Here is an 18,237-nt window from a genome sequence, read left to right as displayed (position 1 = left end):
GCCGGCTCCGCGCAGTCCCCCAAGGGTGATCTTTTGCTCCCGCATCCCCAAATGATTCCGACTAGTCGAGCCGCTAGGTATTGGGAAAACGCGATCTACTTTGGTTCGTAGTTGTTGAACGGGTGTTGGCACGCCGCGTCAGTGCATCTGCCAGTTCAACCATGTTATTGACGATGGTCAGGGCGGAGTATCGAAGGCCCCTACGCCTGATCGAGCGCCCCGAAAGGACACGCTCCCAGGCTGGAATGCGAGGCTCCTCGCGAGGGATACAGCCGACAGATGCCCCCGGTTTACCGGACACGGCACAGCCATGACGCCTGACGGATGGCTCCGTTTTGCGGGCGGGTTTTCGTGCCCAGTGTCTCGTCGCTATCGCTGAGGGGTATTTTCGTAGGGAATCCTACGCTGAGGTCTGTTCAACCAAAAGCGTCAGAATATGTGCTGAAAGGCCCCCAGAGCTACGCGAACGACAACGACCTAGCCTAGCCACTTATTCCGTTTCCTGACGGCTGGCTGATCAGCTAGCTGATTTGAAGGCGATTATCTAGTTGCGCCGTCGCGTCCTCAAGTGACTTGGGCCTCAAGCCCCGCCTTCGCTCCGTTTAGAGTGCCAGAAACCATTTTTCCGATCCGCGACACATTCTTGAAACACGAGGGGGTCTAGCCTTTAGGCCACGACCAACGACGGAGTTTGGTCATGACAAGGTCATTTCGTAAAGGCGCGTTGATTGCAGCATTCGCCATTTCGTTTTCCATGCTGTCAACGTCGAGCTACGCCTTTAGCCCCGAAGCGCAGCAAATGTGCACCAGTGGTGCATTCCGGTTTTGCAGCTCAGAAATTCCCGACATCCCCCGGATCACGGCTTGCATGATCAAAAACCGCGCGAGTCTAAGTTCTGGTTGTAGGGCCGTGATGGATCACGAGGCCGAGCAGTCGCCCGCAGGTGGCGAAAAATCCAATCATTACAACGAGAAAGCCACCGCTGGGCTGAGAAAGCGGCGGCTCCCCCTGCAGCCACTGGCACAAAACTTGCTCGATTCCAGTGCAAGCCGATGGGGCTTCAAGTTGCGGTTGTATGACGTCGGGATGAATCGCCCCATTTTCTCGTTCGCACCAAGTTTAACGGGCTGACAAACGGATTTACCGGAAGGTCGCTAAACGGAGCTGAATTTTCAGAGTTTCATTTTGTAGGAGTAATTCTGATGGACGAAAGCACCGCGCGTTTACGTGCACTCAAGCGCAATATTGATCGCTTTCAAAAGCTCCCTCGATCAAATCTTAGCTCTGCCGAATTGCGCTTTGTCGAACAGCGACTGTCCGAGGATCAACTTATCTTGGCCAAGTTGCAATCTGGCGGACATGGTTCGGCACTGGATACGACTAGCGCCTGGCAGGGAGTGAAGGCAGTGAGCGACCTAACTGAAGAGACCCTTGCAAGCTCTCTGATTGGCAAAGCCAGTCCCTCGCAGCGGGTTTTCTGCGTTTGCTTCTTGGCGACAATCACGGTTGCGACGTTCGGCTGGTGGTCAGCCCTTGGTTGGCTAACGGTCAAGGCAACGGTGTGGTTGCTGACTTAATACAAGTATCCGACGACCTGCGTAACCTCGGCGATCGCGCAGCCCATCATGATCCATAAGGCAAAATTGATCTGCAACGCGATCTGCACCGCGCATCTCCACCGTTCTCTGACTTTTGTGAACTACGTAACGCCCCACGTAGAACGACAGTTCCGCCAAAAGATTCGGGCTAAATCAAGGTTGTGCACCGCGATAGGATCACTTTAGGTCGCAATCACCTGGCGGCTGACGGAGCAGCTAGCTGATTTGATGGCGATTATCCGATTGCGCCTACGCCTTCGACGAAACTTCTATCATGCAACCTTCAACAGGAAAGCGATTGGGCAGGACATGTTCCAAGCCTCGACCTCTCGCTCGGTCGCGTGCTGATCAATCAAATCTGTACGGCCTTCCTCGATCACGTTGTCGAGCCAGTCCAGCTTCTGCGAACGTCCAAACGTCTTGCCGGCTGCTAGCTTGGTCAAAGACTATTGAGATAGATATTCCGGCCCGCTATTTTGTTTTTTTTAACCAAAACCGTGGTCTATTCCCGGAGTTGCCCGCTAGCGAGTTCCCATGGAAGAGATCGATCCCGCGGTCCTCTTGGCAATTCAAGACCGTCTGGATGGTATCCGCGATTGGATTGCGGTAGAGGCGCCCTATGTGATCAGCGACCACGACAATTCCGGTTCGAACGCGCCCGAGCAAGAGTACTGGCACTCGGGCTATCAGGCAGCGCTACGTGACGTGCTGGTTCTAATCAGGGGACTCTACGGAAGTTCAGAGAAACCCGGAGGCGGCGACGCTCCGTAATCGATATCAAGCGAAAAGGTATGCACCGGCTTGGGCGAATTTCAGGTTGGTGCCGCTCTCGTGCAAGCTGATCCAGCTGCGCTCGACTTCGTGCTCGATCCCGGCGGCGAATTTATTGACCGTTCGTCCTATTGCGGCCCGTCGGGGAGCCAAATGTTCGATGCGGAATGCAACTGGTTCATGAACTATAGCATCGCCAACTTACACCGCTCCTCAGACACTTGTTGTCCTCAGACACTTGTTGTTCGATGAAGCGCAGTTCGTTGAGAAGCTTCTGATAGCGATCGATCTTGCGTTGATGTGTTAGCAATCGAGCGGCTTTCATTAAACTAAATCCCAAAGATGTACCCGCCGCCGCTGCCAGACCTATGACTTTCGACGAGACTCGGCCATTGCGACCTTTCGACGAAGGCTTTGCAACTCTTGATGAAGGGCGACAAGCTGGCTGCAAGATTTCATCTTGAGTTCTCGCCTCGTGTGCGGAACCGAGGGGGCCTCTGATCGAACGGACAGGTCTCTTAATGCGCCGACCGTTCCTCGTGAGGTGCCGCAATCACCACAATAAACGAGGGTTTCTCGAGAGGCCTGTTCAGGATTTTCAATCTTGATTCCGAGGCAGCCGCAGGTGTCGCAGACCATTTGAAAATTGACGTCATTGTTCATAACAAAACCCTTTGAAGTCAAAGATGCTTAAAGTTGCCGCAATCCGCATTGTTGGGCACGGTTTGAAATATTCGTTTGGCTCAAAAGAGGGTAAAGCAAAGGTGTCCCATCGAACTGCTGTTTGTTGTTGCTTTCGGCAGAAAAACCGGGCTCGCAAGCGGTTAGATGTTGAGCAAAACGGTCTAATGTCACTGGCTTGAGAATGGCCACCCCACGTGGTCGCGCGATCCCCTCCAAAATAGGTCTTGCAATTCTAATACCGCAGCCGGATGTCGTCGCAATGAAACCTACGCGTTAAGCTTGATGTCAGCGCTGCCGGTTAATCGGACGAGCCACGGCCTAGTTCATCGTCCTGGAAAAATCGCATCTGAAAAGCGTTGTTAAATCATACGCTTGCGCCTGACGTGCGATGTGGCCGTCTCGCACGAAAGATAAGGTGTAAGATAGAGCGGAAGCGATATCTCTAATCGTTTCAATGTCGGGATCGAGAGTCGAGCCGCGAGATATTTGGCCCCTAGTCGGAGTCGTCCCAATATCCCCGGAATACGATCTCCATGCGCAGTATCGAGCTATCCCAGTAAGCGGCCGCATCGGATGAGAGCTCGCTGCCGTCTCGCAACCGGATAAGCCGCAAATGTTCAGTTTGAGCAGTAAGATTGGCGCGTTCGTCCAAGCATTTAACGCGACGCAATTATAGTTCAATGAATGTCGATAGATTCTGATCAACATCAGGCCTTGCAAAATGACGACCAGATGCTATTCGCCCATGTTAATGGAGACGAGCATCAGAGGGACTTTATAAAACTAGCTAGCGCATATCTTTTTTCGAGAGCATCAATGACGAAGTATAATCTAAAAATGATGACCGTCGACGAACTCTGGCAGCTGCACGAGTCGGTGGTCGGTGAGCTCAGTTCCAAGATGGCGGCAGAACGAGCCAAGCTGGAGGGCCAGCTGCGAAGGCTTGGTTCTATTGCCAGGGATGAAGGAACCCGCGAAAGGCGTCCTTACCCGAAAGTTCTCCCTAAGTATCGCAATCCAAAAAATCGGAGCGAGACATGGACAGGACGAGGCAAACAACCGGGTTGGGTAAGGGAGCAAATTCGGTCGGGAAGAAAGCTGAATGACTTCCTGATAGCGAAAGCGTCGACTTGATCGCGGCGTGCCAAAGCGGACGACGTGAGCCGGTGTAATCTGGCGCTGCACAAAAGTGTACACTGATGTTCATGTTTTTGTGTTATTCTATCCTCGCAATATTACGAGGTATTTTTAATGTCAGTTCAGATCGAGGTTATTTCGCGTCGCATCAGTATGTTGCTTAGTCTTGAGCAGGAGATGGCAGAGATAATTGCCTTAAGGCGTGCGTTGTGTCTCCAAAATGCTAAACGCAATCGGCCAAACGGATCCCGTCGAGTGCGCCTTCATCGATCTTCGACCAAGTCACTTATGAGACGCCCCTTATCTTCAGAAACCTGTCCCCGATGATGCGGTCCTCCCCGTCCAGGGAGAGTACGGCATTTGCTTGCGCGGCCGTTGGCGCTTCCGCGAGGGCGAGTTGTTTCGTTCAACTGTGGGGATCGTCTGACTATTTGACAGATATCGGGCGGAGAACCAAGGAGGGGAGGTGGCATCACAGGGTAAGCCTCAGGTCAATCCAGTTCGGTAATTCGCGGTTCTATGAGCGGTGACTAGCAAATTGCCGCTAGACGGAGATCATCGACGGCGGCAGGTATGCCGCCTTTTGGATGGTGTGGGGCTTGAGATCGGCAGTTCAACCTGATCTGCAACGGCGCAAGCAACAGCGAACGTAACCTGATCGCACGCCGCCCTAGCCGAGATCCTTTATCGTCTGGGGCACTATATTTTCTAAGTTTACGGCTGAATACGTCGGAGGTTGAAAGAATGGGACGTTGGAGTTGGTGAAGGCCGTCCGCACGATGAGTTTGGTTTGCGGCGATGTTGCCAGCTTTTCAAACTCTGCCTCACTGAAATAGCCAATTTCACTTAGCTCACCGTCGCCCGATACGCCTGATTTATTGATGACGGTGCCTCGGAACGCCGTCGAAATGTAATAGCATTCATCCCCGTTCGGATATCGAACCAGAAATTCCGGGCCGCCAAAGACACCGATCATTCCCGTGATTTCAATCAGGAGCCCGGTTTCCTCGAAACATTCCCGGATAGCCGCATCAGCCGGACTTTCGTTTGGATCGAGCGCGCCGCCTGGAAGCATCCAAAGGCCAGTCTCCGCTTCCTTCCCCATAAGCAGCCGTCCTTGATCATCAATGATCGCGACACAAGCCGCCGGAAGCATTACGAGATCGCGGCCGATCTTCGCACGAAGGGTTTTCAGATATTGCGATATCGGCATGGTCCTCCAGCTGAACGATCTCGGATGGCCTTAAACGTCTCGTCTTGGCTCACAGCGTGCTCCGCGCTTTCGCAGAGGTCACGCCTATACCGCGCGATTGCATCTTTAGCTCGGCTCGGCTACGGCGCATACTGTCTCGCCATGTTATCGGAAAAAGCTAGCCAGCCTAATCCAGGCAGGTTGAGGCTCTTTGGCTATCTTTTTACCTCTAACATGATGATTTTGGGATCTTGAGAAAAGTGAACGACGAAGATGAACAGTCGCTGCTAAGCTTTGTCAGGAAGGCAACAGTCAGCGCCGATAAAAAAGGGGCTGAGCCGGTGCCTGTCCAGATCGGGCAGGTCCGGCGGATTATGGAAAATTGGGCAGCCAGTTTGACTGAAACCCGCGTCCCTCGGAAAAGACCGAGGCACGTAACATTCCGCCTCGGAACGTCGGCCAAGGCAGATATCGACCAGCTGTCCAACGGTGCGGCACAGATCCGGACGGAAGGCAGTGCCGCCCCGGAGGCGCTTTTAGTCGCAGCGCAACCAATAGGTGATTATGGAGAGAATGTAGTCGCTCCGTACAGTTTCTCAGTTCAAAAATTTGACGTCCGCTTGTCGACTGACGCGACCGCCATGGCAGATGCCACCGCAGCCGAGATCGCGGATGAAATCGAGAAACTGCTACAAATCGAGACAAAGGCTGAGACCCAGCAAGTCGAAAATCGTTCTGTTTCGACGGCGCCTTCGGTAGACCAGCTTGAAACCGACGATACTCCCGCCCCGCGCAAGGCAACCGTGCCACTCGATGAAAGGACAGCCGGTCAAGGTAACCCGGTTTTTGCCGGAGACGACGTTGCTTCGGTTGTCGAGATCGGCCTGTTCGGAGGCCCTGACTCTTTCACCGAGAACACAGGACCAAAACTGTCGAAGAGCGCGGAAGAGATTTCCGAGCATATTTTCAGGGGACTTCGACAGATCGAAGGTTTCCCCGGGACCGGTATCGATCTGACCGTGTACGGGTTTGGAGCGCATTGGAACGCGATGATGACCTTCGCGCCAAGAGCGACGACCTCTGCGAAGGCGTCCTTCTACAGAAAAGCCCTGCCGCTTCTTGTGGCTGAGCTTCGAAAACGGTTCGAGTTGGCGTGATATTTTCACGTTAAGCTGCGAAAATTTCTTAGCGCATCGGCAGGGCTCGTTTCGATCCTACGCAATGTTCCGTGAGTTTATTTCATCAGCTGCTTAAGGTGTCCGAATTCATTCTCTAACAGACCGGAACCATCCGAACTTGCCATCCATCGGGCGTCAGAACACGCTGCCGGAAGAGAGGGCATTCACGGTGAGTGGAAGAAATTCCGTACCACTCACCATACCCGTCGGCGTTCCCGGCGCCGTTGCTAGGCCCATTCATGTTAGTAGCCTCGCCGCCGTACCCATAGCCGTCTAGGATGATCCCGCCAACGACTAGGCCGTTTCTGACGGAGTCTGGCTTGTGAACGTTTCGTCCATAGGAACTGCCGCTCCTAAGACCTCCGTCTTCGGCCGAAGACCAGGTTGCAACCGTAGTAGCTAGGACAGATAGGATGAGCAACCTTGCAACCTTGTTCGAACTCAAAGCCAACCTCCGTTCGATCACCGTCTGACGGCCTGTGGGTAGTCGTCTGTGGATTCTGGTCTGAAAAAGTATAGCAGATGTTAGCGTGGAACCTTAGGTTTTCGAGAACGTCACCCGGGAGACATTTTTTCAGCCGACAACAATTGGGCCACACAGGAACATTGTTGTTATTGTGGTGCACTGATTTAGCAATTGAGAGCGAATGGCGGCTCAACTCTGGGTCGCGTGTTGCTTTCACAAGCCGTGCTATTTGATCAATAATTTGAGAAGTTTAGGCCACTTCTAGAGAAGCGAAACTATTTATTCGCTTCCAACCGTGTGGTCAGCGGGGCTCAACTAGAGTTTTTGACGTCCCGATAATGACATTTTTCGTTGTTTCGAATCAAACCCAGGTTCTAACTTCGAGTTATGTTTACGTCCGGCCGCAGAGTGCGAGAACGGTAGCCTGAGGACGACTAGAGGCGCTTTAATGAAAAACAAAGATTTCGATTCCATGGACATCGATGAGCTATGGAGTTTGCACGAACAGGTGACGTCGACGCTGGCTCGCAAAATCGGCGAGGAAAAGGCAAAGCTCGAAGAGCGTCTACGCAAGCTTCAAAACTCCGATAACACGATTAGGTCCGATCGGCCCCGTCGTGCCTATCCCAAAGTGCACCCGAAATATCAGAACCCAAAAAATCCCGCCGAAAAATGGTCTGGCCGCGGAAAACGACCCCACTGGGTGCAGGCGCAGCTTAAGGCTGGCAAAAGACTCGAGCATTTTCTGATCAGCCGATAAAAGTGTTAAACTCGATAGAATGTGACCGTCGCAGGAGCCGCAGAATTGTGCCCCTCAGTCAAGGCGATTCACCATGATAGGCCGGACGCTCACAACGGCAACGCTGCTCCTTCTGGCCTCTTTACCGCTAATGAGTGGCACCTCAGCCATCACGGTCGAACTCGCCAAAAAGTGCCAAGCGCTGATGGCCGAGGCATTTCCTCCCCGCGTAATCGGCAATCCCGCCGCAGGGAGCGCAAAGGGATCTGGCAAGGATGCACAGGCTTATTTTAGTAAGTGCGTCAAGAACGGCGGAACAATGGGCGAGGCCGACTCCAACGTGTCGAAGTAATCGCCGGGAATCCACCATTGCAGTCCCCCAGGGATTAGCCCCGTAGATTTATCGAAAGCCGTCGTAGCGCCAGAAGGTCATGAATAGCTTGTTATCGTGACCGGTGCCTTGTCCATGATGAGCAAATCGAACTCGCCGCTATTGCGATTTCAGCGAGAGTTGCCCTTTCGTCCGATTGGACGTCACCCCATAATCCATCAGATCCGCGCCCAAGCGACAGTGCTCAATGGAATGGTTGCTTTTGGGCGCAAAGACTCAAAATGGTATCCGAATACTCGGTAAACATGCTCGGGTATTGTAGAATTCGATCGGGACACAGATTGAGACACCGTTTCAATGACTACCGCCGACAACAACGGTCCGAAACCGGCAGCCAATCCGCCGGCTTTTCTTGTTGGTTCCCGGCCGTCCTTTCTAGAGGTTGTAGCCTCTCATTCGTCGTTCAAGGACCGACACGCTGAGCAAGAGAAGCAGGAGCAGCCTGAGACCGAATCTTCCTTGCCCGAGGTGAACCCACTTATGGGATCCACCACTCGATTGGAGCAATTCGCCAAATGGTCGATGGCAGCCACTTTAGTTTCCATTTTCTGTACCGCCTGGATTGCCTGGTCGATCTACGAATTGCACGATTTTGCTCTTCGACAAGCCAAGTCTGTAAGCGACAGTATTGAGGTATCCCGATACGCAATACTTGCTGCGAACAGGCGGGCCGAAGCGACCGAAAAAAACTATGATCTGGCCGCGGAAACCTCCCGCAACCAACTTCGCGCCTATGTCAGCGTCCTCGGAATCTCGACGCAAAACGCGTTCGAAAAAAACATGGCATCAAGCCTGAACTACAAAAATGTTGGCCAGACGCCTGCCCTGGGTCTTAAAACCCTGGTCGATGCTGTGATTATTCCCTCTGCTGGATCGGACATTAAACCGCCACGCGCATATTCAGCTTCATACAATGCTGACAGTGAGCCCACGGTCGCTCTCGGCGGGGGCATCGCTGCATCAGATCCGATCACCAGAACTTTTAAAGAAGCGGAACTCGAGGAGTTTCGGGCAGGAACCAAACTCTATCTCGTTTGGGGTGCGATATACTATTCAGATGTTTTTGGAAAAAATCACTACACCCGATTTTGCAGATATTTTAAGAACGGCGAACTCAGCCGCTGGCTCCTTTGCCAAACGGGTAACGACAGCAACTGACTCGGCCGGATTGCAGAGGCGTTGGAGCAGCATAGCCGTCCGGAGTCTAAAAATCGTAACGCTTCAAAGCCAAACCTTGTTGGCGATTTCTGCGAGGGAGTCGATATGCGGTATCGCCGTAGACATCATCCAGCATTGGAGGCGGGTGTAAGGAGCGCCGCAGCGGATCCCGCCAATCGGCGGCAAAGCAAAGCATCAGGCGCCGCGTCCACGGTATGCGGCTGCAGCGCGCGCTTTGCGGCAAGCGGCGACTAGTCTATTAAGTTAAAAGCCGGAGAGCGGCGGCCATCTAGCCAGGTGATGGCCACCGCTCGAGAGGTCGTCAACAAACTTCCGTTTCAATCGCACGGGCTCGAGCTGCAATTCGAGCGCGGGCTTTTTGGATTGGATCACGAATATCGAGGACAGGCGATACGGCCCATCGAAGCAGCCGTTCCAGTTCGCCACGAGCACCTTGATATTCGAGAACAGGGGCAAACGGCTTCATCGCGCGGCCTACCTCGGCTCCATACCGTCTTTCGTATTCTGCAAAGTTCGCGAAGTGCTCACGGTCGTCGGTGACCAGCAAAGTCTCCGCGGGAGCCCCCTCGGCAAAAACAACTTCGTGCGTTTCTAACTCAATGTGGAAGTAGTCAACGACGTCGCGGTCATCCAATGTTAGTACAATCGACCTTCCGTTCACCAGCCATTGAGCAGGAATGAGAAAGCCATCAATAAGAAGGCTGTGGTGAGGAGAAAGATACAAATCGCGGTGCGGATATTGATCGCTCAGGGCAAAGCGCGCGACACGGATAGGAGCTACGCTCCAGTGCCATGAGGCGCTGTCCTTTCTGAACCGTTGCCGGCCAATCCACTTGACAGGTAATGGCCCATTAAGGGTCTCAACGAGAGCGCCGATTGTTAGATCCTCAACCGCAATCTCACCCTCGGGAGTTCGAATGAGCGTTCCGCGAACGAAGCAATGTCCTCCTCCTGCGGGGCGATTGCCGCCCGGAGGGTTGAAATCAGGCCAATTACCGGGACCCATTGCCCGCGTTTTTTTGGACATCGATGCAAGCAGAGGCAGACTTACCATCCCCGTGGCTGCAATTTTTCCTGCTAGATTTGCGGAACCCTTTATGAAGCGTCTGCGCGATGAGTTTTCCAAAGTGCACCTCAGCTTGAAAGATTTAGGCCAATACAAAAACACATAAAAATCAGTGAGTGAACACATTTAAATAGAATTAACCACTTTTTAGCAGAGTTCCATTTTGAGTTCCGTTTTTAAGGTTAGTTCCAGACCGGCATCGCGAATGAAGGCCTTTCCGGCTGAGATGATCAAGCCGCGTGCAGCTAGCAAGTCTTCGAGATGGAATTCAGAACCGTCTACGCTCGACTGGGACAGCCGATCGGTCCGTCTGAAGCGTGCAAGAATGGGCTGCGGAAAACTAAGCCAGTTGAGCATCTGTCGCTATGGCTCAAATCAGCCGTAGCAAGCGGACGCCAAAGGCAGTAGGTTAGCGGAAAGTAAACTGCGAGTACCTAGATGGTCAGACTTTCAAAGAGTTTTCTCAGTCTGTTTTTGAGTGGCGTCTTGCTCGTAGGCGGTCCACTCGCGGGGGCTTCGCTCGCCAAGGATGCAGGGCGCGCGGAAATGAGCTCGACTTATCCCGTTGGGTCCGAGGCCGCTTTCGAATGGCAGTATTCCTGCGCCGCTGGGGGGGCATGCTCGTTTAATTGTTTTGGGTCGGGCGGGGCAAGCAGTGTGACCAAGCTCTCCATCCGATTGATGAACATGCCTCTTGGAGAGAAAAATGTAGCTGGCGTATTCTATGAATATTCAACTATCGAAATATCCCATGCTAACGGCTTTAATATCTCAACGGGATTAGGCAAACTCGCGTGTCAGATTAACGGAATGCATCTCGACTATTCCGGATTGCCGAAGAAGAATGAGCCGCCGCCAGTAGAGAAAAACGACGCGCCCGCCGTCACCAGCAGTATCGCGCAGTAAGCGTAATTCCTGCGATCTCGACGAGTGTCGATTGTTGCGAGCGTCCCGCGCCTGCCTTTGGCCAGACACATTCATTCGCTTTTGGTGGTGATGCGATCGAAACTCGCGCGCAACGGTTTTGACAACCGTTGCCCTGTTAGGTCTCGAGAGCTTAAAATCTCACATTCGGCGAAGTGTAAGATCGTCCGCTGGACTTGCGAATCGATGACGATCGCCACCAATTTTTTAGTATTGCGTCGCATCCCCTTGATGTTCCAAGGAATAATCGTTCGAGCTGAGCGATAAATTGTGCTAGGTTGGATTGTCGCCGCAGGACGGTGTCTCGGAACGACGTTCGTTAGGTCGCGCGGCAGGCGCTGCCGCGTCGTCTATCGGGATAGTGCGGAAGCGGGTCGGGGGCCGAACGCGAAGTGGGCGGGGAGATGCAGGGGTCACGAAGCCACGACGTCGGGCAGGCGATTGTTCCCGAGGTGGAATTCGCACTCGTCATCAATCGCATGATCGAGTCGATCAAGACCGATCCAGAGCATCTGCGCGCAACGGTCTATGAACTCGCACGGCACAAGCTGAAAGAACAGTTCGGCGCCGAGCCAGATATCGAGCGGCTTTCGGATGCGCTAGAAGTTGCGATACGGGGCGTCGAAGCTTTCACCATCGACAAGGGGCAGGAGACCCTGCCGGGATCCCGTCAGGAGGCCGTTCTAGGACAGGGGCAAGTTCCGCGATTAGCTGGGCCGGCCCGCGAGGTCAATTCGGCAACGACCTTGATGCAACAGGACAAAGCCCGCCGGTTCATCGCGCCCGTTCGTCTCCTCCTGGTTCTCGCGATCATACTTTCGTTCGTATTCGTCGCGAAGCAAAAGAGTGCCTCGATCGATGAGCTGCGGAAGGAGGCCCGTCGCCTGGTCGCTTCGCTCGCGGGACAGGCGCCGAAAGAGACGCCGGCTGAGGTTCCCCAAGCAACTGCGTCGGTCACCGTCGCCGCGCCGGCAAGATCGCCTCTTACGCCAACGGTCTACGGCGTGTACGCGATCAGTGCCGACAAGCTTTACGAACTGGAGTTGCTGCCTGGCCGCGCACCAGACCCTCGTGTGGCGATTTCGGCCGCCATCCTGACGCCGAGTCGGACGACACTGCCTGATGGGCATGTCGAGTTCGTCGTATTCCGCCGGGATTCCGCAACCAATGCAGCCGACCACGCAGAGGTTCGCGTGGTCGCCAAGATTGCGCGTGAAATCAGCTTCGACCAGGCAGGCAAGCCGGTCACTTCGAAATCTGACGACAGTTGGGTGATACGGAATATTTCAATTCCGTACCGGACTGCGCCAAAAAAAGATCAACCCGATATGTACGAAGTAAAGGGCGAAGATCCGGAAACGGCGCTGGCGCCGGGACGTTATGCTTTGGTGTTGAAAGGCCAAGCCTACGACTTCAGCGTCGGTGGAGCGATTACGAATCCGAAACACTGCCTGGAGCGAATGGCCGCCTCAAATGGGCAGTTCTACTCTGAATGCCCGATTGGGCAACCCTCTGCGATCAAAGGATAGGCTCGTTGCGGGGAAACGGTGCGGCCGTCACATTTGCGATAGAGTTTTCTCCAACGAGTTGAAGATGGCGAAGGCAAGCTTCAAAATCGAACCGCTACCGTCACCGGGTCTCATCCGCAAAATCAAAGAGGCCTCCTCGCAATCAATCCGTATTGCTTGCGAGCATCATGCTGCTGCCCTCGATCCTCAACACGGTCAAATTACCGCTTGCGTAGGCACCGGTGTCGATATTGATGCGATTTTTCCGCTTCTCAGGCTGGCGGACCGGGGTATGACCATGAACGACAAACTTACCGAAATCCGCGTCGCTATCTAGGAAGTCATTCCGGATCCAGAGCAAATCCGATTCTTGTTGTTCGTTTAGTGGGACTCCCGGTCGAACGCCGGCATGAACGAAAAAGTAGTCGCCACATTCAAATGAAGGTTGGAGGCTGCAGAGAAACTGAAGGTGTTCGTCCGGCAGAGCATTGTTAAGCAACTGTATCAGTTCTATCTGTCCAGCGGCACCTGCCTTGAGTGAGGGCTGAATGCCGTACGACATCAGGGTTTGCAGGCCGCCGAATTGCCGCCAGTCCTCGAATTTCGTCGCGTCGTGGAGAACTTCAAGAAAGTAGGCTTCATGATTGCCCTTGAGAAACACGGCCATCCGATTTCGGCCTCGCTCGATGAGGAGGTCTAGAGTTTGTGCGGAATCTGGTCCGCGATCAATGTAGTCACCATGATAAACTTCGATCGGACGGTTGATGGGATTATGCGCTAGGTCGCGATCGATGACGGTGAACATTTCCTTAAGCAGATCCGCACGTCCGTGAATGTCGCCGAACGCATAGATGCGTACTCCCTCAGGGAGTTGGGGCGGTTTCACCGTCTTGCGTGATTGCCAAAAGCGAAGCATGAGACGAATCCGAAAGTGGTACCGAGTGGCACCTCATGTTCAAATCATGACAGGTGGCGTCGATCAAGTAGTTAACAGGTCGTCGGCCAGTTGAGGTGATCGGGGTGCAGGCGTGCGAGTTGCTTTACTTTTTGCATTGCTCGGCATCGTAGCATTTCAGCTCAGATCCTAAAGCGCGCTGCTTTGTACGAGGCGGGAGCGGCCCGGGGGAGAAGCAAACAACTCTTGTGAGGGCCTGTTCAGGGAAGGCGCTTTTGCCGAAAACGCGCTACGGCGCTTGCGTAAGGAGCGGGATTAGCGGCCGCCATAACTAGCGCGTCCTTTCACTCGCTAAGTCGCTCCACTCCTTATCACGGGATCGGCGCAAGCCGATGGTCCTTTCATGTAAAACACAGCGACACATCAGCGATGATGTAGATCAAGATAACCATATCAGGTTATCTTAACGCATGGCATTTGTTGCAATATCTCGAGGATTGCGTATCGTTTTGCAGGCTAACTAAGCGGCTGCATTGGTTAACGTTTCGATGGTCAGAAACGGCAAATTATGCAAGATAGCGAATACGCGGCCATTCCATGAGTTTCGTGATGTTCAGAGTGTAATTGGACCGGCTTGGATTCATGAGAAGTGTTGTAGGCACTCGAGCGCTCTTTCAGAAATTTATACAAGTCATTTGCGATCGGCGCCTTGCCGCAGCGCTCATCAACGCGCAGTTTCGAATTCGGGCAAAGGCGCGAGTCCCAATCTCTGTAAGGCTTTTCGGTCGCATTCGATTCAAAGGCGACGGACGTGTGGAATTTGGGCAGAGCATTACCTTAGTAGGAGATGTGGTGCCGCTCGAATTCGTCGCTCACCCAGGAGCTCGCATCTCGATAGGCGATCATACATTTATTAACTACGGCTCATCGATTTCGGCATACAAGCATGTCGAAATCGGCCGCCACTGTCTGCTGGGCCATTACACACTTATCGTGGACAGGAACGAGCATCCCCTGCAACAGCACGAGTTGGCGCCGCCCGCAGTTCCAGTTATCATCGGTGACCACGTATGGATCGGCTCGCGGGTAATTATTCTCCCCGGAATTTCTATTGGAAATGGCGCCGTCATAGGAGCAGGCAGTGTGGTGACAAGAGACGTTCCTGCCAATTGCCTAGTGGTTGGAAATCCTGCTCGGATTGTGCGGAGGTTTGCAACAGGAGAGAGGGATGATGTTGCCTGCTCTTCGGTTTCAAACGTTAGTGGTAGAGCGAATTCCTAAAACGATTAATTCAGACGCTTTAATAGATGGCCTCCATGGCGGAGGAGGGCAGTTGCCATGGCCGCTTTGACGAACGAGGCTTTCACAGATCGGGGCCGCTGTGTGTAGGATTTTGCTCGGGCTCGGAAACAGTTAAGCTGTCAAAGTCTGTTACTCCGGGAAGAATCGGCAACCCCAACTGCGACGCGTATTGCGGCATTTCGCCACGTTCGCACCTTCATTGTCATAACCTCGACCTGCGTCAATCTGGGTGTCGCGCAAAGAAAATAACACTATTACGATTAATGCTGAAAATTGCGATCATGTTGGTTCAAACCTTTACACTTGAGGGGCTCTACGCAGGTCGCAATGATGTCACCTGGTAAGCTAACGTGAGCGTGAAGGTAAATGTCGTCGAGAGCCTAAGTTTGCTGGAAGCGATTGCTCCAGCGTGGCAGGTTTTAGACGAACAGACGTTCCCCCGATTGCCGTTTACCGGGCCGCACTGGAATTTGCTGTGGTGGAAGCACTTCGCCGAGAACCGGCGCACCGTGGCAGACCGCATTCAAAGTTTCGTGGTGTTCGACGGGGATCGGCTGCTGGCGGTGGCGCCGATGATGCTGACCGAGCGCCCGGCCATGGGCCCAGTGCGCGCCAGACACCTTCAGTTTTTCGGCGCCGATCCGAACGTAACAGAGGTGCGAGGGTTGTGCTGCCGCCGCTCTGACGAGGGCCGAGTGCTTGACGCAATTCTTTGTCATTTGGAGGCCCGAGCCAAAGATTGGGACTGGGTCGAGCTATCAGGGTTCGTGGAGCACGGGCCAGCCCACGAAGTGATTGCTAGGCGCACGCCGTTAATTTGGACTCGGCAGGTTCCGGACTTCCTCATTGAGCCTGGCTATGACTGGGAGGTTTTCAAAAAAGGTCTTCCGCGTAACCTCAAGGAGGCAATTCGAAAATGCTATACAACGTTGCGGCGCGACAACCTTCAATACGAGTTTAGGGTAACCGAGCGGGCAGACGAGATAGAGGCACGGCTGGAGACATTTTTCGAGCTGCACAGTTTGCGCGCGCGTGCGCCGAGCACCCCGAGCCACGCCGATGTGTTCGCGCCTTTGGCAGCGCGAAAATTCGTGCTCGAATATATGAGTTGTGCCTCACGTTTAGGCTCTGCCAGGTTGTTCGAACTGTTGGTCGAAGGACAGGTCGTGGCATCTCGAATCGGTTTTGTGCTAGGCGACCACCTATACCTCTACTTTTCGGGCTATCACCCGAAGATGAGCAAGTACTCGGTTATGACGACGTGTAAGGTCGAGGCCATCAAGTGGGCCATTTGTCACGGAATTGAAAAGATCAATCTTTCAACGGGACGCGATCAATCGAAACTCCGCTGGCGGCCGATGGAGGTGTCGTTGATGGAAGCTCAATGGTTGTCGCCTTCGTGGCGAGGTCGTGTGTCGCACGGGTTTGTTCATGCGATGAAGAAGAGCATGGTGCCGGACGTCTTGGGGGCGTTTACCAGAACAATTCATCGGGACCACGAATAGCTTTGCGTCAAGCGCCGCCACCAAGGACAGCGCTTCGTCCCCGGCTTCGCGTATCTCGTAACCATCCGGTGAGGGCCGCGGGATAGTCGCGTGGTTCTGTGATCCGATCATGCGGCGGACTGAACAAGGAGCTTCTTCCATTCCCAAGGGAGTAGCTCATTGAGCCGGCCTTGCGGAGTGGCGGCGATGCGGGCGAGCACGTCGGCCAGCCATGCTTGCGGATCGATGTCGTTGAGCTTTGCCGTCATGATCAGGGTGGCCATGATGGCGGCGCGGTCGGCCCCACGTTCGGAGCCGGCGAACAGCCAGGACTTGCGACCCAAAGCAAAGCCGCGCAGCGCGCGCTCCGCCGCGTTGTTGGTCAGACAGATCCGCCAGTCATCGACGAAGCGGGTGAACCGGTCCCAGCGGCGCAGCATGTAGTCGATGGGCTTGGCGACCGCGGACGAGTTCGACAGCCGGGCACGCTGCTCGCGCAGCCAGGCTTCGAGCGCCGTCAGCAGCGGCGCACTCTGTTGCCGGCGGACCCGCAGCCGCTCTTCGGCGCTTTGACCATTGATGCCGCGTTCAATGTCGAACAGTGCATCGATGCGCTTGACTGCTTCCAGCGCGATCGGCGAGATCGCCGCGGCGTTCTTGTCTCGCCTCGCATTGGCGGCGATGTCCGCCAACTCGAAGAACTGCCGCCTGGCGTGCGCCCAACAAAGTGCGGGCATGATGGGTCCCTGCGCGCGCGATGGGTCGTACAGCGCGTTGTAGCCGCTGTAGGCGTCCGCTTGCAGGATGCCGGTGAACGTCTGAAGATGCTGGGCAGGATGCTCCTGCCGGCGATCGCGCGAGGCGTAATAGAGCGCGGCCGGCGGCGCCCGTCCCCGGAACGGGCGGTCGTCGCGGACATAGGTCCAGATGTGGCCCTTGACCGTCTGGCCCTTGGCCAGGATCGGCACCGTGGTGTCGTCGCCATGCAGTCGCTCGGCGGAGAGGACATGACGCTCGATCAGCCGATAAAGCGGCTGCAGGGTCGTCGCACAGGCGCCGACCTGGTCGGCCAGCGTCGATAGGCTCAGATCGATGCCCTCCCGGGCGTAGCGCTCGCTCTGCCGGTTCAAAGGCTGATGCTGGCCAAACTTCTCGAACAGGATCATGGCCAAGAGGTTGGGCCCGGCAAAGCCGCGCGGCGTCACGTGGAAGGGCGCCGGCGGTTGGGTGATTGTCTCGCAATCCCGGCACGAGAACTTCTCGCGCACGGTCTGGATCACCTTCCACTGCCGCGGAATGACCTCCAGCGTCTCGGTGATGTCCTCACCCAGTTTCGAGAGCCTCGATGACCCGCAGCAAGGACAGCTCTCCGGCGCCGGGACCACGACCCGCTCGCGCGGCAGATGATCGGGGAACGGTTTGCGCGACGGCCGCTTACGCTGGAAGGACTTGACGGTCTGTGTCTGAGCCGCCGCCCTCTCAGCCGCCAGTTCGTCCTCGGTTGCGGTTGCTTCCAGCTCTTCAAGCTGAAGCTCCATCTGCTCCAAGAGCCGCGCCTTGCGCTCCGATCGGCTGCCGTAAATCTGGCGACGCAGCTTCTCGATCTCGAGCTTGAGGTAACTGATCAGTGCTTCGGCCGCCTTCGCGTTGGCCGCTTCCGCTTTGGCGCTCGCCGCGACCGCTTCCGCTTGCAGGCGCGCGGCGCGCTCCGCGAGGATCATC

The 18,237-nt window shown here is 54.8% G+C and carries 15 protein-coding genes and 1 pseudogene; 12 read left to right on the top strand and 4 right to left on the bottom strand.

Translation table 11 applies throughout. The annotated features are described in order from the left end of the window. Positions 1 to 697 precede the first annotated feature (697 nt). The 4 genes and pseudogenes from BUA38_RS36150 to BUA38_RS00240 form a co-directional block, all read left to right on the top strand. Positions 698 to 925: pseudogene (locus BUA38_RS36150) on the top strand (hypothetical protein); the annotation flags it as partial. A gap of 278 nt (positions 926 to 1,203) precedes the next feature. After that, positions 1,204 to 1,578: a hypothetical protein gene (locus tag BUA38_RS00250; protein WP_072815747.1), complete on the top strand. Its 375-nt coding sequence runs from the start codon at positions 1,204 to 1,206 to the stop codon at positions 1,576 to 1,578. Positions 1,579 to 2,133: 555 nt separating this feature from the next. Continuing rightward, a complete protein-coding gene (locus BUA38_RS00245; protein ID WP_072815744.1) occupies positions 2,134 to 2,370 on the top strand; it encodes a hypothetical protein in 237 nt (78 codons plus the stop codon). 1,500 nt (positions 2,371 to 3,870) lie between these two features. Beyond that, a complete protein-coding gene (locus tag BUA38_RS00240) occupies positions 3,871 to 4,188 on the top strand; it encodes an H-NS family nucleoid-associated regulatory protein (RefSeq protein ID WP_072825677.1) in 318 nt (105 codons plus the stop codon). A 673-nt stretch (positions 4,189 to 4,861) separates the two neighbouring features. Here BUA38_RS00240 and BUA38_RS00235 read toward each other — a convergent pair. After that, positions 4,862 to 5,404 (bottom strand): NUDIX domain-containing protein, encoded by a 543-nt coding sequence (locus BUA38_RS00235; RefSeq protein ID WP_072815741.1) that lies wholly within the window; start codon positions 5,402 to 5,404, stop codon positions 4,862 to 4,864. A gap of 239 nt (positions 5,405 to 5,643) precedes the next feature. On the opposite strand from BUA38_RS00235, the gene BUA38_RS00230 reads away from it, so the two are divergent. From BUA38_RS00230 to BUA38_RS00215, 4 genes are all read left to right on the top strand, one after another. Then, positions 5,644 to 6,540, top strand: coding sequence for a hypothetical protein (locus BUA38_RS00230; protein WP_072815739.1), 897 nt, complete (start codon positions 5,644 to 5,646; stop codon positions 6,538 to 6,540). Positions 6,541 to 7,475: 935 nt separating this feature from the next. Further along, positions 7,476 to 7,787 carry an H-NS family nucleoid-associated regulatory protein gene (locus BUA38_RS00225; RefSeq protein ID WP_072815737.1) on the top strand — a complete coding sequence of 104 codons (312 nt, stop codon included), beginning with the start codon at positions 7,476 to 7,478 and terminating at the stop codon, positions 7,785 to 7,787. Between the two features lie 73 nt (positions 7,788 to 7,860). Further along, positions 7,861 to 8,118, top strand: a complete 258-nt coding sequence (locus BUA38_RS00220) for a hypothetical protein (protein ID WP_244553159.1) — start codon at positions 7,861 to 7,863, stop codon at positions 8,116 to 8,118. A gap of 336 nt (positions 8,119 to 8,454) precedes the next feature. Continuing rightward, positions 8,455 to 9,315, top strand: a complete 861-nt coding sequence (locus tag BUA38_RS00215) for a hypothetical protein (protein WP_072815735.1) — start codon at positions 8,455 to 8,457, stop codon at positions 9,313 to 9,315. Between the two features lie 322 nt (positions 9,316 to 9,637). On the opposite strand, the gene BUA38_RS00210 is transcribed toward BUA38_RS00215, so the two are convergent. Continuing rightward, entirely contained in the window at positions 9,638 to 10,462 is an 825-nt protein-coding gene (locus tag BUA38_RS00210) for a Hint domain-containing protein (RefSeq protein WP_244553158.1), read from the bottom strand. A 378-nt stretch (positions 10,463 to 10,840) separates the two neighbouring features. Between BUA38_RS00210 and BUA38_RS36390 the strand changes: the two genes are divergently transcribed. Both BUA38_RS36390 and BUA38_RS00200 read left to right on the top strand, forming a co-directional pair. After that, positions 10,841 to 11,308 (top strand): hypothetical protein, encoded by a 468-nt coding sequence (locus BUA38_RS36390; protein ID WP_156898340.1) that lies wholly within the window; start codon positions 10,841 to 10,843, stop codon positions 11,306 to 11,308. A 410-nt stretch (positions 11,309 to 11,718) separates the two neighbouring features. Then, the gene (locus BUA38_RS00200; protein ID WP_244553157.1) at positions 11,719 to 12,855 is read left to right on the top strand and encodes a hypothetical protein; all 1,137 of its coding nucleotides are present in this window, start codon (positions 11,719 to 11,721) and stop codon (positions 12,853 to 12,855) included. 142 nt (positions 12,856 to 12,997) lie between these two features. Here BUA38_RS00200 and BUA38_RS00195 read toward each other — a convergent pair whose 3' ends face one another. Beyond that, the gene (locus tag BUA38_RS00195; protein WP_156898339.1) at positions 12,998 to 13,750 is read right to left on the bottom strand and encodes a metallophosphoesterase; all 753 of its coding nucleotides are present in this window, start codon (positions 13,748 to 13,750) and stop codon (positions 12,998 to 13,000) included. 621 nt (positions 13,751 to 14,371) lie between these two features. Between BUA38_RS00195 and BUA38_RS38415 the strand changes: the two genes are divergently transcribed. Both BUA38_RS38415 and BUA38_RS00185 read left to right on the top strand, forming a co-directional pair. Then, positions 14,372 to 15,010, top strand: coding sequence for an acyltransferase (locus BUA38_RS38415; protein ID WP_072815725.1), 639 nt, complete (start codon positions 14,372 to 14,374; stop codon positions 15,008 to 15,010). Positions 15,011 to 15,381: 371 nt separating this feature from the next. Then, positions 15,382 to 16,536 (top strand): GNAT family N-acetyltransferase, encoded by a 1,155-nt coding sequence (locus BUA38_RS00185; RefSeq protein WP_072815723.1) that lies wholly within the window; start codon positions 15,382 to 15,384, stop codon positions 16,534 to 16,536. Positions 16,537 to 16,643: 107 nt separating this feature from the next. Here the strand turns inward: BUA38_RS00185 and tnpC are convergent, their stop codons facing one another. Then, on the bottom strand, positions 16,644 to 18,236 hold the full coding sequence (gene tnpC / locus BUA38_RS00180; protein WP_072825673.1) for an IS66 family transposase: 1,593 nt from the start codon (positions 18,234 to 18,236) through the stop codon (positions 16,644 to 16,646). Position 18,237 lies beyond the last annotated feature (1 nt).

Source organism: Bradyrhizobium erythrophlei (assembly GCF_900142985.1).
In the GTDB taxonomy this organism is placed as follows: domain Bacteria; phylum Pseudomonadota; class Alphaproteobacteria; order Rhizobiales; family Xanthobacteraceae; genus Bradyrhizobium; species Bradyrhizobium erythrophlei_B.
Note: the sequence above shows the minus strand (reverse complement) of the source record. Positions and strands in the feature narration are given on the sequence as shown.

Bases quoted from the DNA above. Each gene is read 5' to 3' on its own strand.
- BUA38_RS00250 (WP_072815747.1), top strand. From the start codon at position 1,204: ATGGACGAAAGCACCGCGCGTTTACGTGCACTCAAGCGCAATATTGAT.
- BUA38_RS00245 (WP_072815744.1), top strand. From the start codon at position 2,134: ATGGAAGAGATCGATCCCGCGGTCCTCTTGGCAATTCAAGACCGTCTG.
- BUA38_RS00240 (WP_072825677.1), top strand. From the start codon at position 3,871: ATGACGAAGTATAATCTAAAAATGATGACCGTCGACGAACTCTGGCAG.
- BUA38_RS00235 (WP_072815741.1), bottom strand. From the start codon at position 5,404: ATGCCGATATCGCAATATCTGAAAACCCTTCGTGCGAAGATCGGCCGC.
- BUA38_RS00225 (WP_072815737.1), top strand. From the start codon at position 7,476: ATGAAAAACAAAGATTTCGATTCCATGGACATCGATGAGCTATGGAGT.
- BUA38_RS00220 (WP_244553159.1), top strand. From the start codon at position 7,861: ATGATAGGCCGGACGCTCACAACGGCAACGCTGCTCCTTCTGGCCTCT.
- BUA38_RS00215 (WP_072815735.1), top strand. From the start codon at position 8,455: ATGACTACCGCCGACAACAACGGTCCGAAACCGGCAGCCAATCCGCCG.
- BUA38_RS36390 (WP_156898340.1), top strand. From the start codon at position 10,841: ATGGTCAGACTTTCAAAGAGTTTTCTCAGTCTGTTTTTGAGTGGCGTC.
- BUA38_RS00195 (WP_156898339.1), bottom strand. From the start codon at position 13,750: ATGCTTCGCTTTTGGCAATCACGCAAGACGGTGAAACCGCCCCAACTC.
- BUA38_RS38415 (WP_072815725.1), top strand. From the start codon at position 14,372: ATGAGAAGTGTTGTAGGCACTCGAGCGCTCTTTCAGAAATTTATACAA.
- tnpC (WP_072825673.1), bottom strand. From the start codon at position 18,236: ATGATCCTCGCGGAGCGCGCCGCGCGCCTGCAAGCGGAAGCGGTCGCG.